The organism is Citrobacter sp. UYEF32, assembly GCF_040546205.1.
In the GTDB taxonomy this organism is placed as follows: domain Bacteria; phylum Pseudomonadota; class Gammaproteobacteria; order Enterobacterales; family Enterobacteriaceae; genus Phytobacter; species Phytobacter diazotrophicus.
Genome location: NZ_JBEPNI010000001.1, coordinates 544,325 through 558,723 on the forward strand (window position 1 = coordinate 544,325; position 14,399 = coordinate 558,723).

Annotated in this window: 12 protein-coding genes; all 12 read right to left on the bottom strand. The window is 50.8% G+C overall.

Annotated features, from left to right (window positions below; translation table 11 throughout):
- Positions 1 to 7: 7 nt before the first annotated feature.
- A complete protein-coding gene (locus tag ABIB59_RS02810; RefSeq protein WP_354033944.1) occupies positions 8 to 934 on the bottom strand; it encodes a glycosyltransferase family 2 protein in 927 nt (308 codons plus the stop codon).
- A gap of 1 nt (position 935) precedes the next feature.
- On the bottom strand, positions 936 to 1,484 hold the full coding sequence (rfbC, locus tag ABIB59_RS02815) for a dTDP-4-dehydrorhamnose 3,5-epimerase (RefSeq protein ID WP_041851954.1): 549 nt from the start codon (positions 1,482 to 1,484) through the stop codon (positions 936 to 938).
- A gap of 4 nt (positions 1,485 to 1,488) precedes the next feature.
- Complete coding sequence (gene rfbD / locus ABIB59_RS02820; RefSeq protein ID WP_041851955.1) at positions 1,489 to 2,379, bottom strand: dTDP-4-dehydrorhamnose reductase; 891 nt, start codon at positions 2,377 to 2,379, stop codon at positions 1,489 to 1,491.
- Positions 2,380 to 2,403: 24 nt separating this feature from the next.
- Complete coding sequence (gene rfbA / locus ABIB59_RS02825) at positions 2,404 to 3,276, bottom strand: glucose-1-phosphate thymidylyltransferase RfbA (RefSeq protein ID WP_079496327.1); 873 nt, start codon at positions 3,274 to 3,276, stop codon at positions 2,404 to 2,406.
- 18 nt (positions 3,277 to 3,294) lie between these two features.
- Complete coding sequence (gene rfbB, locus ABIB59_RS02830; RefSeq protein WP_354033947.1) at positions 3,295 to 4,383, bottom strand: dTDP-glucose 4,6-dehydratase; 1,089 nt, start codon at positions 4,381 to 4,383, stop codon at positions 3,295 to 3,297.
- Positions 4,384 to 4,793: 410 nt separating this feature from the next.
- The gene (galF, locus tag ABIB59_RS02835) at positions 4,794 to 5,687 is read right to left on the bottom strand and encodes a GalU regulator GalF (protein ID WP_041851958.1); all 894 of its coding nucleotides are present in this window, start codon (positions 5,685 to 5,687) and stop codon (positions 4,794 to 4,796) included.
- Between the two features lie 182 nt (positions 5,688 to 5,869).
- Positions 5,870 to 7,276 (bottom strand): colanic acid biosynthesis protein WcaM, encoded by a 1,407-nt coding sequence (gene wcaM, locus ABIB59_RS02840; RefSeq protein WP_052249330.1) that lies wholly within the window; start codon positions 7,274 to 7,276, stop codon positions 5,870 to 5,872.
- Between the two features lie 11 nt (positions 7,277 to 7,287).
- The gene (gene wcaL, locus ABIB59_RS02845; RefSeq protein WP_071195749.1) at positions 7,288 to 8,508 is read right to left on the bottom strand and encodes a colanic acid biosynthesis glycosyltransferase WcaL; all 1,221 of its coding nucleotides are present in this window, start codon (positions 8,506 to 8,508) and stop codon (positions 7,288 to 7,290) included.
- Positions 8,505 to 9,782, bottom strand: coding sequence for a colanic acid biosynthesis pyruvyl transferase WcaK (gene wcaK / locus ABIB59_RS02850; RefSeq protein ID WP_041851960.1), 1,278 nt, complete (start codon positions 9,780 to 9,782; stop codon positions 8,505 to 8,507). The genes wcaL and wcaK overlap by 4 nt, the downstream gene beginning before the upstream one ends.
- Positions 9,783 to 9,860: 78 nt before the next feature.
- Entirely contained in the window at positions 9,861 to 11,339 is a 1,479-nt protein-coding gene (gene wzxC / locus ABIB59_RS02855; RefSeq protein ID WP_079496326.1) for a colanic acid undecaprenyl disphosphate flippase WzxC, read from the bottom strand.
- Positions 11,340 to 11,496: 157 nt separating this feature from the next.
- Complete coding sequence (wcaJ, locus tag ABIB59_RS02860) at positions 11,497 to 12,891, bottom strand: undecaprenyl-phosphate glucose phosphotransferase (protein ID WP_354033950.1); 1,395 nt, start codon at positions 12,889 to 12,891, stop codon at positions 11,497 to 11,499.
- 81 nt (positions 12,892 to 12,972) lie between these two features.
- Positions 12,973 to 14,343, bottom strand: a complete 1,371-nt coding sequence (gene cpsG, locus ABIB59_RS02865; protein ID WP_041852051.1) for a colanic acid biosynthesis phosphomannomutase CpsG — start codon at positions 14,341 to 14,343, stop codon at positions 12,973 to 12,975.
- Positions 14,344 to 14,399: the final 56 nt, after the last annotated feature.

Consider the following 14,399-nt stretch of genomic DNA (forward strand, 5'->3'; position numbering starts at 1 on the left):
TCTGCCATCAAATTTTATTCAAAAAAATCGCGGCGATGAGCGCAATATTTCCACACCAGGTTTGCCGATATAATCTGGTTTCAAATATCATCCTGATTCTTGAGAAAATATTCGCATTCCGTTTGCTGTCGAAACTCGATAAGATTTTGGCATTTTCCGGGGTCAATCTATTCCGGAATGGCTTAATAAGCTCAAGGTTTTTATCATTCCAGCGCTTAAAATGCCCCCCCATCAGCTTCTTGATCCGCTGTGCGCGCGCAATCATTGTCAGATTAGATCCGATGAGGTTTTCCTGATGCTGCCGATATTTTATTGTAGGCGAAGAATCATAGTGGACATCCCCTCCACAGCCCGTGATCAGTATGTATACCCACCAATCATGAGAGATAATTTCCTGCCATTTAGGGGTTTCGATGACAATATCTCTGGCTTGCTTATTAAGCACCATCGTATTACCGCCAGCGATACTTTGCACTAACGCATTACGGAATGAAGGTGTTTTATCAAACAGCGGAGAGAGGCCAATAACTTCCCCTTCTTCATCTGTAAGAATAGTCCTACCACAATACACTGACGGTGTTTGAGGATTTTGCGCTAAGTAATCCAACGCATGGGAAAGTTTGTTCTCTACCCACTCGTCGTCTTGATCGCTGAAAGCATAATAATCAAAATCATCGCCACAGCTTTCAAGCGCAGAGATAAAATTCCAGGCAAATCCCTTATTAGGTCCACGGAGCAGGACAATTTTGTCCTCTCCATAGTTTCGCTGGTACTCATGGATAATTTCCAAAGTACCATCAGTCGAACCATCATCAGATGCAAAAATAACCCAGTTCTGATGAGTTTGATTAGTAATTGAGTCAAGCTGTTTGCGTATAAACTTACTTCCATTGTAAGTACACAAAAGTATCGCGACTCTCTTATCCATCTTCATGTTAGGGATAGGTTTCCGCACCTGATAAGAGAAGCCCATTCTGATCTTTTGCCGACAATTGCACTTGACCAGCCTCCGGCCATTCAATATTGATTTGCGGATCGTTCCAGATAATGCAACGTTCCGACTGTGGCGCGTAGTAATTTGTCGCTTTATAAACAAACTGTGCCGTATCGCTCAGGGTTAAAAAGCCGTGAGCAAACCCTTCCGGAATCCACAACTGTCGCTTATTCTCTGCGCTCAATACTGCGCCAACCCATTGACCGAAAGTTGCAGAATGTTTTCGAATATCCACAGCAACATCGAACACTTCCCCTTCGATACAACGCACCAGCTTGCCCTGTGCATGCGGGTCAAGCTGATAATGCAGACCACGAAGCACACCTTTCTGCGATTGTGAGTGGTTGTCCTGAACGAAGTCGATTTTTTTTCCTACCGCTTCCTCAAAAATTTTTTGACTGAAACTTTCAAAGAAAAAACCACGGGCGTCACCAAAAACTTTCGGTTCAAAAATAAATACTTCTGGAATTGCAGTCTTAATTACATTCATTTATTTACTTTCCAAGCATTTCAGTCACGACACGTTTTACACCTACTTTCCAGTCAGGAATAACGGTTGCAAAGGCGGTCTGGAATTTCAGATTCGACAAACGCGAATTAGACGGGCGTTTGGCCGGGGTTGGATATGCAGATGTGTCAACCCCTTTCACTTCCTTGATGGCGAGTGATTCACCCAGTTCCTGGGCGACGGAGAAAACATATTGCGCATAGTCATACCAGGTGGTTTCCCCACTGGCGACGAGGTGATAAGTACCAAACAGCGAGGCATTATTTGTCGCAGCACGGATGGCGATCGCGGTGCAATCTGCCAACAACTCCGCGCCGGTTGGCGCGCCATGTTGATCGTTGATAATCGCTAATTGTTCTTTTTCTTTTGCCAGACGAAGCATTGTTTTCGCAAAGTTCGCACCGCGTGTTGCATACACCCAACTGGTGCGGAAAATGAAGTGGCGTGGATTGTGGGTTGCCACAGCCAGCTCGCCCGCCAGTTTTGTTTCACCATAAACATTCAGCGGCCCCGTCTGCTCATCTTCCAGACGAAAATGCGTGCCCTGGCCGTTAAAGACATAATCAGTAGAATAATGCACCAGTAACGCACCGAGCTTCGCTGACTCTTTCGCGATCACTTCAACGCTATCAGCATTCAGCAGTTGCGAAAGTTCTCTTTCACTTTCCGCTTTATCTACCGCCGTATGCGCAGCCGCATTAACAATGACATCAGGTTTTACACTACGAATGGTTTCGGCAATCCCCTCAGGATTGGTCAGATCGCCACATAACTCAGTATCAAAAAAATCGACTGCGACAAGCTCACCTAATGTTGACAAAGAACGTTGCAGTTCCCAGCCCACCTGGCCATTTTTCCCAATTAATAAGATCTTCATCGTCTTCTCGTTTTCACAGCTCAGTTACGCTTGTTCACTGATCAATAATTGCAGATAGCGGCCATAGTCGGTCTTCGACAATTTTTTAATCTGTTCTGCAACTTGTTCTTTATTTAACCAGCCTTTACGGAACGCAATTTCTTCAAGGCAGGCGACTTTCATGCCCTGCCGTTTCTCAATGGTATGAATAAATTGCGATGCTTCGACCAGGCTGTCATGGGTTCCGGTATCAAGCCAGGCAAACCCACGACCCAGCAATTCAACCTGCAATTCACCACGATCCAGATACATCTGATTCAGTGTAGTAATCTCCAGCTCACCGCGTGCTGAAGGTTTCACCTGTTTTGCCATTTCGACGACATTTTTGTCGTAAAAATAGAGGCCGGTCACTGCCCAGTTAGATTTTGGTTTTAATGGTTTTTCTTCGATAGATAACGCGGTGTAGTTTTCATCAAATTCCACGACACCAAAACGTTCCGGATCCTGCACCTGATAACCGAATACCATTGCACCAGAGGTCAAGTTTGCTGCGGTTTCCAGTTTCTTGCCGAAACTTTGACCAAAATAGATATTATCGCCCAGCACCAGCGCACATGGCTCGTTATTAATAAATTCTTCGCCGATAATAAACGCCTGCGCCAGGCCGTCCGGCGATGGCTGCACTTCATAGGAAAGACGGATACCAAACTGCGAACCATCACCTAATAAGCGCTGGAAAGATGCCATATCTTCCGGCGTCGTGATAATCAAAATGTCACGAATACCTGCTAACATCAGTACAGAGATCGGATAAAAAATCATCGGTTTGTCATACACCGGCAATAACTGTTTTGACACACCCTGAGTAATCGGATAGAGGCGAGTTCCGGAACCGCCAGCTAATACAATACCTTTCATTATTCCGTCCTTATGATTTTATTCTGCAAGCCCCAGGCGTTCACCAGCATATGACCCATCCATCACACGCTGCCACCAGTCCTGGTTAGTCAAATACCATTCAACCGTTTTGCGGATACCAGATTCAAAAGTTTCCTGCGGTACCCAGCCCAGTTCATCTTTAATTTTGCTCGCATCAATAGCGTAACGCAGGTCGTGTCCCGGACGGTCGGTAACATAAGTGATTAATTCAGCAAAGCTACCAATATTATTAGGTTTGGCAGTAATAATTTCGTCCAGAATAGTGCAGATGGTGTTCACAACTTCAATATTCTTACGCTCATTGTGGCCACCGATATTGTAAGTCTCACCAGCAACGCCTTCTGTCACGACTTTATATAAAGCGCGGGCATGATCTTCGACAAATAACCAATCGCGAATTTGTTCACCATTGCCATAAACAGGCAGCGGCTTACCAGCCAAAGCATTAAGAATGATCAGCGGAATAAGTTTTTCAGGGAAATGGTACGGACCATAGTTATTTGAGCAATTCGTCACCAGGGTCGGCAAGCCGTAAGTACGGCGCCAGGCGCGAACTAAGTGATCGCTGGACGCTTTCGATGAGGAATACGGGCTGCTGGGAGAATAAGGGGTTTTCTCGGTAAACAGCGGCAAGGCGGTGCCAGCGGGGACCTCATCCGGGTGCGGCAAATCGCCGTAGACTTCGTCCGTTGAGATATGATGGAAGCGGAACGCGGCTTTTCGTGTTTCATCCAGTTGAGACCAGTATTTACGTGCGGCTTCAAGCAGCACATAAGTGCCCACGATATTTGTCTCAATAAAGGCTGCAGGTCCGGTGATCGAGCGGTCAACATGGCTCTCAGCAGCCAGGTGCATGACAGCATCAGGCTGATGTGTGGCGAAAATACGCGCCATCGCCTCAGCATCACAAATGTCTGCACGTTCAAAAACATAGCGGGCACTGGTTTCAATTTCGACCAGCGATTCAAGGTTGCCCGCATAGGTTAATTTATCAACATTAACTACAGAATCCTGAGTATTCTTAATGATATTACGGACGACAGCAGATCCAATAAAACCTGCCCCACCTGTGACCAATATTTTCACGAGATTATTCCATCTACTTTGCGAGTTGTTACTGTGGCACCGACATGCAAAATTCAAGCCAGGGCATGAAGTCAAAAACAAGGCACGCTACCGCCCCTGGCTCATCAGCTACCAGTATGCTGTACGTAACGTCCAACGATTTCATTAGAAATCGGGCATAATAGTGCAACTGAGAATCATTACCAGGCACTAAATGTTAAAAAACACATTTTCTGCTTAAACCAATATGGAAACAAGAAAAATCTCAAGCCATTAAAGTAACTCTGAATGTTCCGTTTATTTCTTATACGTTGACCTGGCATGAAAAATATAAAAAAAAGCAGCGAGAATGTTCTGAAGCACTTATGCTTCCTGTTGCCACTCTCAGCTGCCATTCTAATTACTTAATTTTTAACTTTTTATCTGATCCATTACTGCGTCAAAAGTTTCTTAATGCTTTCGCGGAATTTTTGACCTTCTTTGAGGTTACGCAGGCCGTAGTTGACGAACGCCTGCATGTAGCCCATTTTTTTACCACAGTCGTAACTCTCGCCGGTCATTAGCATCGCATCCACAGACTGCTTCTTCGCCAGCTCGGCGATAGCATCGGTCAACTGAATACGTCCCCAGGCGCCGGGCTCAGTACGCTCCAGCTCTGCCCAGATTTCAGAGGAAAGTACATAGCGGCCTACAGCCATCAGGTCTGAATCCAGCGTTTGCGGCTGATCCGGTTTTTCGATGAACTCAACGATACGGCTCACCTTACCTTCGCTATCCAGCGGCTCTTTGGTCTGAATCACAGAGTATTCAGACAAGTCGCCCTTCATGCGTTTTGCCAGCACCTGGCTACGGCCGGTTTCATTGAAACGGGCAACCATTGCCGCCAGGTTGTAACGCAGCGGGTCGGCAGAAGCGGAATCCAGAATGATATCCGGCAGGACCACCACGAACGGGTTGTCGCCAACGATTGGGCGCGCACAGAGAATGGAGTGCCCCAGGCCCAGCGGTTGCGCCTGACGGACGTTCATGATTGTCACGCCTGGAGGGCAAATAGACTGCACCTCAGCCAGAAGCTGACGTTTTACGCGCTGTTCAAGTAACGCTTCCAGCTCATAGGAGGTATCGAAGTGGTTTTCGACCGCGTTTTTGGAAGAGTGAGTTACCAGGACGATTTCTTTGATCCCTGCAGCAACAACTTCGTCGACGATGTATTGAATCATTGGCTTATCGACGATAGGTAGCATCTCTTTAGGAATAGCTTTGGTGGCGGGTAGCATATGCATCCCCAAACCTGCTACCGGAATAACTGCTTTCAAATTAATCATTATGCCTTCCACCTGTAAATGATTGATAAATTATAGACCTTCAACTTCTTTTCGCCAGCGTTCACGGGACGAGTTGCCGCGAAATATGTTACGCCGATTGTCGTATAATTGCTGTAGATGTAATCCTGGCAGTGAAATAAAGTCTCCAGGATTCATCGCAAAGTATGACAATCTCCTTACCGCTACGGCTTCGCCGGCAAACGGAAGTTGAGATTTTGTACATTCACAACCTGATGATCGATGCGATCGATATCGACGGAGCTCTGCCCTTTCTCATTCACAGCTTTAATATTTGCCAGCGACAGCAAGGTATCCTGCCGCGCCATAAAGCGCCCGCGCACATCCTTACGTAAATCGAAGTTAAGCTTGAGTGCCGGCCCCACAGAGGAGTCTTGCATTACGTTGATATTTCGCAGGAAAAGGTGTTGTGGTTTGTTATGGAACTCCAGCGTTGCCCGCTGTAAGTTGAGGTTGGTGATGGCCACAAATGAGGTGGCGTTACCGGACGATATCTGGATACCGCGCAGCTTGTACTGACTCTGTGCATTCTCCAGGCGAATATCGTTCAGTTTGAAATTTTGCGGAATGGACAAATAATCGCCTTTGATAACCCCGTAGCCGATGAGCATCCCGGCGCTGTTGACCATCGAGACGTTATCAATGACAAAATTGTCACAGCCATATATCGCCACCGTCGCGTTATCTATCCCGGCTTTTTTGCTAAAGTCCGGGGTAATATTTTCTGCCTTAATGTTACGAATAATAAAGTGTTTGCCGTTTTCAACGTGGACCAGTTGTCGGCAATTGCTGCCGGTGATGTTGGCAACCACAAAATTCTTCACCGCCTGGTCTTCCGGGTAGGTGTTATCGTAGGTACTGCCCGCCAGCCCAATACCGATGCCCCAGTTGATTTTGCCGTTTGTGCAATCAATATGGTCAATGACATGGTCAGAGATCAGGATATCGCGATCGTTAATGGCGACGTTCCACTCTATGGCGTCACCTTGCAGGTAGCTAAAGCGGCTATTGGTGATCCGGGCGCCAATAATCTGATTATGGAAGCCCTGACGCAGAATGGCGTAGTTGGCCTTGGTGACCGTAATGTTGTCGATGGTCAGATTGCGCATCACCTGCGGCTCTTTTCCACCGATGTAGATTTGCGCCACCGGGCCATAACCGCTCATATTCAAACCTTGAATGACACAATCTGAACCGCGGACATCAAGCGTCAGATTGTACAGACTCCCCCCCTTCTCACCGATGACCTTACAGCCATCCTGCAATACCAGACGTCCACGACCATTGCTTTTAATGCTCCCCCGCACCAGCAGCGTCTTCCCCGGCGGTATAAAGACCCCGGTATTGAGATTTTCACACACCAGGCCTTCCGGGATTTCAACCGTTTGCGCTTCACTAAAGGCCTGTTTCAACGCCGCAGGCCAGTCGGTTGTCTGATAGCGACGGATATCCACCGTTTCGGCGCGCGCTGTGGCAACCGGTAAAAAAGGCAGCGCCGCAAGAGCGGCGCCAGCAGTCAGGAAACTGCGTCGGTTAAACGCAAATCGATTCTTTTTTTCGAACTCAGACATAGGACCTCGATTCAGAGCGCCTGTAGCAGCGTGGCAAGTTGCTGATTGATACGTTGCTGGTTGAAGTCGGTTTCGATTTTTTGGCGGGCGCGGGCAATCACCGGCGTCAGATCCTGACGCTGCATTGCACTGAACTCGGCGAGCTTGTCCGCCAGCGTGCGGGCGTCATTTTCCGGCACCAGCCAGCCAGACTCCCCAGCGTTGATCAGTTCAGGAATGCCACTGTGCACCGTTGACACCACCGGAATACCTACGGCCATCGCCTCCATGAGGGCCACGGGAATCCCTTCCATATCGCCATCCACACCGGTGACCGACGGCAATAAAAAGAGATCGGCTTCATCCAGCATCGCTTTGACCTCATGGCTGGGCTTAAAGCCCGGCATGTGGATCACATCATCCAGTTGGTATTGCTCAATCAGGGTGCGCAAGCGCCGCTCCCACGGGCCAATGCCCAAAATAGTCCAGGTAAAGGCCACACCACGCTCTTTAAGTAAACGGCAGGCTTCAATACCTACATGCAGCCCCTTTTTCTCAGTCAGCCGCGCAACAGAGATCATCTGCAGCGGCGTTCCGGGGGCTTTCACCGGGCGCAGGGTAAAACGGGCGATATCTACCCCCATGCGCGAGATGGCAATTTTTTCTTCCGGGCAGCCCATACTGCGTAACCTGTCCGCCCACAGTTCACTAATAGGTAACATCAGGTCGCCACGGCGAAAGAGCTGCTGATATTCCGGCGTATAGTGGCTGAGCACATCACGATGCGAAATATCAATGCCGTGGAAAACAGTGGCAATCTTGCCTTGTAACAGACCCAGTTCGCGCAGTTTCGCCGCCGTAACCCCTGCCGGGCCAAAATGAGCAATAAAGACATCGGCGCGAAAAACCTGCGGTGTCAGACCGCAGATGGCTGCCAGAATCAGGTTTCGCGCTTCATCACCGTAGCGCGACATATTGAGCGCTTTCCAGGTGGCCGCGCGTCCTGCGCCGCGTAATATCGCCTGCCCACGATAGCGCAGTTTCGCCAGCTTGCCCTCCGGCTCATCCAGTAACCAGTGGGTTTTTTCCGCCAGACGGTACTCCGTCCAGGCACTATGGGTATTTTGCAGATCGCCCTTATGCAGCGCGACGATCTCCACCTCATAACCCATGTTGATAAACGCCACAATCTGATTCAGAACAAAGGTTTCCGAGGCGAGCGGGAATTTCAGCAAAAAGAAGCTGACTTTCATTTCACCTCCCGAATGCGATCCAGCACCGATTTCACCATCAACGCGCCTTTCTCTCGTTCGGCCGCCACGGCGGTGGCCAGGCGTTGATTAAGCGCAGGCAGTTGCCCCAGGGTGTCCGCCGCCATCGCCGCCAGCGAACCATCCAGCAAGTGGCGAATATCTACCGCCATCTCCGGCATACCGAGCTGCTGCATAATCCCGGCTGATTTGTGTTCGTAGTTAATGGCGATAGCCGGCGTACCGAAGTTCATCGAGATGATGGCGGAGTGCAGGCGTGTACCCACCGTCAGGTCACAGGCGGCGAGGATTTTACCCATTTCGAGGTCGTTAAGTTCATCCATGACCACGTGGTAGCGGGACGGGTCGCTAATATGCTGACGCAGATTGAGCGCCACCATCCGGTCATCTTTGTTGTAACTGTCGATACCGGTACAGGTCGAGAGCGCGATCACCTGCCAGCCTGCATCCAGAATGCGGTTCACCACGTCGGCAAAGGCCTTTTCATAGGCTTGCTGGGTCGTACCCAGTCGCTTATCAAACGGCGCGAGTTCACGTAGCGTAATAGCGACGGTTTTCTGTTTTGCAGCCACATCCAGCCAGTGACGGACGGCGTAGCTGGGGATAAACGCCGCATCATCTTCCACCAGCCAGGCGGTATCAACGCCCTGCTCCACTTTCTCGGTCGTGATTTCACTCTGCTTCATTAAATTCAGACTGACGCTCTCACGCAGGATCAACGCGTCGCAATGACCAAAGACATAATTTGCCAGTTGATTAAACTGCGGATCCTGGAACGGCCCGACGCTGTGGCCAATCATATACAACGGCTTTTTAGCCATAAACGTACAGAGGGCATGTTCGAACTGCGGAACGCCGTAAAGATCGACAAAAAAGGAGCCACCCACCTGGATAATCGCGTCATAACCTGCAAGCAGGCGGACGAAATCGGTAAAACCCTGGGCAATAGCGATGTTGCGCAATTTGCCGCTATCGGTCACCCGAGAAAGCAGTACCTGGTGCTGGTAGCGACGGCGCAGGACCTTTTTCACCCGCCCCATTAACCCGGCGGCAGTATTGTGCGCTTTCATCTGGCTGTAGAGTGGATCACCCATGACCGGGCGGTTCAACAGCCAGGAAGAACTCACCGGGTAGCGGCTCATTACGTCCACTTCCGCTTGTGGTTCGATGCGTGCAATCGCATCCAGCAACCCGCGCAAAATGGCGCTGTCGCCACGGTTGCCGCAGGTGTGATTGCCAAGAATTAATAATTTCATAATGACCTCTTAAAAAATTCCCCTCCCCCCAAACCTCTCCGCTCGGGAAGAGAACCGGGGTGAGGAGGAAAATGAATATCAACCGGCACGCAATAGCGTTTTCATCTTTTCGTTGCGGCAAAACTGGCGCTTCATCTCCACCACCAGCGCATTGCGTGACAGCACAATCATCACCGCGAACGCCAGCGCGCCCGCCATCACCTGAACGGCAAGCAATGCCGACACCGGCAGACGCCCTGCGAGTGACAGCCCCAGCCCATAACTCACCACCAGCGTTGGCAGCGACAGGTAGAACGGCAGCCACAGACTCAGGATGTACTGGCGATAGCTGGATCCCAGAACAGGTTTGATCATCACGAAATAGCTCAGGACGGTGTTAATAATCTGCACCAGCAGAAAGCCCAGCGTGACGCCAATGGCGCCTGCCAGGTGGCCGCCAATAATGATGGCGGGAATAAACAAAAAGGTTTTGAAGACATTGAATTTAAAGCTGATATCCACGCGGGCTTTGGCCATTAACAACGACCCAATCGGATTGCCGACCGCACGCAGCAGCCCCACAATGCATAACAATTGCAGGACAGGAATGATGCTGCTCCACTTCTCGCCGAACACCAGCGGCACGAAATTATTCGACACCACCAGCAGCCCAAGCAGGATCGGAAAGTTAATGATCCCCACCACCGACAACAGCTTGTAAAAATTAAGCCGCAGCTTTTCCGTGTCATCCTGAATTTTGGCGAAAGCCGGGAACAGGACGCGCGTAATGATGGGGTTGAGTTTCATTGGTGGAACGACGGCCACGTTATAGGCCAGGTTGTAACCGCCCGCGACGCTGGCCCCAAGGATGCGCGCCAGTACCAGCGTAGAGAGATTGGTGTTCAGGTAGTTAATGACGCTGTCCGCCGTAAGCCACGCGCCAAACTTGAGGTTAGAACTGACCGAACGCAGCGAAAAATGCAGACCAGGACGGTAAATCTTGCGGCCAAACCAGCCGAAGAGCAGCGTACGCACGGCGCTGTTAACCAGATAGCCGAGGATGGCGGTCATTGCCAGCGGCCAGAAAAAGGCGCTGACCACCGTAAAGGTAAAACCAGCCAGCACCGAGACGGTTTCTATGCTGCCGATCTTGTTAAACTCCAGCTCCTTTTGCATCAGCGCCCGGAACTGCTGACCATGCGGAATCAGCACAAAGGCCAGCGACAGGGTTTTTATCAGCGGCGCCAGATCCGGGTTATGCAGCAACCCGGCAATCAGATCGCTGAGTAAAAAGATAGCCACACAGACCACCAGACCCAGCCCGACATTCAGCCAGTACAGGGTGGTGAGTTCGAGATGACTGATCTCCTTACGCTGAATGATGGAGTTGGCAATACCAAAATCCGATAGCGTATCGGCGAGCGCGATAATCACCAGCGAGACAGTGAGCAGGCCAAACTGGTGGTTATCGATAATGCGCGCCAGTACGGTCATCTGTACCAGCCCAAGCCCGATAATGGTCAACGTTGCCATGGCCGACCATTTCGCCCCGCTGATGGTTTTTTCACGTAAGCTCATGATTTTTTCCTTTGAACATGGCCCATAAGGCGTTATTGGCGCAGGCAGTTTGAACACGGACAGCGCGGAAAAACCGGAACGTACACGAAGTACGTGAGGATTTTGAGCACTGCCCTGGTTCAAAATGGCCAGCAAAATAGCCTTATGGGACACGTTCCTAATACGCCGCTTTATTCACAAACCCTTTAAAGATGGTCAGAAAAACGATTTTGATATCGAACCAAAGACTCCATTCACGGATGTACTCGAGGTCGAACTCAACGCGTTTTTCCATTTTTTCCAGCGTATCCGTCTCGCCGCGCCAGCCATTAATCTGCGCCCAGCCGGTAATACCCGGTTTCACTTTATGACGCAGCATGTAGCCTTCAATGAGCTGACGGTACTGCTCGTTATGCGCCACCGCATGAGGGCGTGGACCGACGATAGACATCTCGCCCGTCAGCACATTAATAAACTGCGGTAGCTCATCCAGTGACGTCCGGCGCAGGAAGCTGCCAACTTTGGTCACGCGCGGATCGTTTTGCGTGGCCTGGGTTACGACCTTGTCGTTCTCCATAACTTTCATGGAGCGGAATTTCCACACTTTGATGGGCTTACCGTCCATACCGTAACGGGTCTGGCGGAAGATAACCGGGCCCGGGGAGGTCAATTTCACCGCCAGCGAGATCCCCAACAGAACCGGTGAGATCAGCATCAGGATGAGCGACGCCAGCACAATGTCTTCAAGGCGTTTGAGAATGCGGTTGACGCCCGAAAGCGGCGTGTCATACAGCGGCACCACCGGCACGCCATTCACCTCTTCAATCCGCGAATGCAGAATGTTGAAGGTGAAAACATCGGGTATCAGGATCACCGAGCAGGTGGTGTCTGCCAGTTGCCGCACCAGATGTTTGATGCACTGAGCGTCGTTCATTGACATGGCGATGTAGACGTTGTGGATTTTCCCGGCGCGAGCGTCGTCAAGCAGTTGGTCATAATTGCCCACCCAGTCACTGCTCACGCCACCCGGTTTCGCGTCGTGATAGACACCGACCACTTCAAAACCCAGCCAGGGTTCATTACGAAAACTCTCCAGCAGTTCCTGCCCGGCGGGAAGGTCGCCCGCCACCGCAACGCGACGGGTGTTATAGCCATGATTACGCAGCCAACCGGCGGCAAAACGGATCACGCCACGGCAGATAATCAGCCCTGAACTGCTGAGCAAATACCAGGCAAAATAGAGGGCAAAGGTATTGTTAAGTTCGCTGCGAAAAGCCACCAGACCGGCGCTAAAGACAAAACTGAGGGTCCAGTTTTGCAACAATAAAACCAGCTCGGTCATAAACCGCACACCACGCCATGAACGATAAAAATCGGTCATGCCGCCAATCATCTGGAACACCACGAGGGTAATGAGGGCCATCAGCAGGTGCTGATAAAAGAATGGCAACGTATTGAACCTACAGACAATGTACAGCCCACCGAACATGATGGTGATGTCTGAGAATCGCTGCACGATTGAGATTAACGATGCATTCGTTTTGGCCCGGTCGCGCTTTTTTAGATTTGTCATCGTTGTACCTATTCATTTGTTTCCCCCCACCCCAGCCCTCTCCTCTCGCAGAAAAGGGTTAGAGTGAGGGGAAAACAGGGATTACTGTTTCAACAACGCCAGAATGTCCTGTGTTCGCGCCTCCATCAGCGCGGTGTCGCTGCGCGATTCCACGTTCAGACGCACAACCGGCTCGGTATTGGACGAGCGCAAATTAAAGCGCCAGTCCGGGAAGGACATGCTGATGCCATCGGTTCGGTCAACGCTAAGCGCAGAACCGCTGAAATGTGCTTCGACGCGGGCGATTGCCGGCGCGGCCTGGTCCAGCTTTAAGTTGATCTCGCCGCTGGCCGGGAAAGCCGCCATGCGATCGCGTACCAGCGCTTCCAGCGTTTTGCCCTTGAGACACAGCAGCTCCGTCACCAAAAGCCATGGGATCATGCCGCTATCGCAATAGGCAAAATCACGGAAATAGTGATGCGCGCTCATCTCACCGCCGTAGATCGCATCCTCTTCACGCATCCGCTCTTTAATAAACGCATGCCCGGTTTTCGACATCACCGGCTTACCGCCTGCCGCCGTGACAACGTCCACCGTGTTCCAGGAAAGGCGCGGGTCGTGGATGATCTTCGCGCCGGGGTTTTTCTCCAGGAATGCCTGCGCCAGCAGACCGACGATGTAATAGCCCTCGATAAACTGGCCGTTACCGTCAAAGAAGAAGCAGCGGTCAAAATCGCCGTCGAACGCGATACCTAAATCCGCATGATGTTCAATAACCGCGTTGCGGGTATCGTCACGGCATTCCGGCAGCAGTGGGTTCGGGATACCGTTCGGGAAGTTGCCATCGGGGGTGTTGTGCACCTTGATAAAGGTGACGGGAACATTGTTCGCCTTAAAGCGCTGTTCCAGGGCATCAATGACCGGCCCTGCCGCCCCGTTACCGGAATTGATCACCAGTTTTAACGGTTTGAAATTCGCCAGGTCGACATAGCTGAGCAGGTGATCAATATAGGCATCACGCAGGTTGATTTGCCGATAGCTGCCGCGTTTTTGCGCATTTACCGGCGGGAAGTCATTCGCTTCTGCCAGGCGCTGAACATCGCGCAGCCCCGTATCACCGCTGATTGGACGGGCACCTTTACGGACCAGCTTCATGCCGTTGTAGTCCATCGGGTTATGGCTGGCCGTCACTTCAATCCCACCATCTACGCCCAAATGGAAGGTAGCAAAATAGATCTCTTCGGTGCCCGAAAGGCCGATATCCAGAACATCCACACCCGCGTCTTGTAGACCTTTGGCCAGCGCCAGCTTTAATGTTTCGCTCGTTAAACGGACATCACCGCCCAGCACGATGGTTTGCGGTTTTAAATACTCGCCATAGGCCCGGCCAATCCGCCAGGCAATGTCTTCATTCAGCTCTTCACCCAGCTTGCCGCGAATATCGTAGGCTTTAAAACAGGTTAATTTTTCCATCATTACCTCGTTTTCAGGCAACAGTTAGCCCTCTCCGGTGTGGAGAAATAATCAAA

Coding starts and splice junctions, on each gene's coding strand:
- ABIB59_RS02810 (WP_354033944.1), bottom strand. CDS start 934: ATGAAGATGGATAAGAGAGTCGCGATACTTTTGTGTACTTACAATGGA.
- rfbC (WP_041851954.1), bottom strand. CDS start 1,484: ATGAATGTAATTAAGACTGCAATTCCAGAAGTATTTATTTTTGAACCG.
- rfbD (WP_041851955.1), bottom strand. CDS start 2,379: ATGAAGATCTTATTAATTGGGAAAAATGGCCAGGTGGGCTGGGAACTG.
- rfbA (WP_079496327.1), bottom strand. CDS start 3,276: ATGAAAGGTATTGTATTAGCTGGCGGTTCCGGAACTCGCCTCTATCCG.
- galF (WP_041851958.1), bottom strand. CDS start 5,687: ATGATTAATTTGAAAGCAGTTATTCCGGTAGCAGGTTTGGGGATGCAT.
- wcaM (WP_052249330.1), bottom strand. CDS start 7,276: ATGTCTGAGTTCGAAAAAAAGAATCGATTTGCGTTTAACCGACGCAGT.
- wcaL (WP_071195749.1), bottom strand. CDS start 8,508: ATGAAAGTCAGCTTCTTTTTGCTGAAATTCCCGCTCGCCTCGGAAACC.
- wcaK (WP_041851960.1), bottom strand. CDS start 9,782: ATGAAATTATTAATTCTTGGCAATCACACCTGCGGCAACCGTGGCGAC.
- wzxC (WP_079496326.1), bottom strand. CDS start 11,339: ATGAGCTTACGTGAAAAAACCATCAGCGGGGCGAAATGGTCGGCCATG.
- wcaJ (WP_354033950.1), bottom strand. CDS start 12,891: ATGACAAATCTAAAAAAGCGCGACCGGGCCAAAACGAATGCATCGTTA.
- cpsG (WP_041852051.1), bottom strand. CDS start 14,343: ATGGAAAAATTAACCTGTTTTAAAGCCTACGATATTCGCGGCAAGCTG.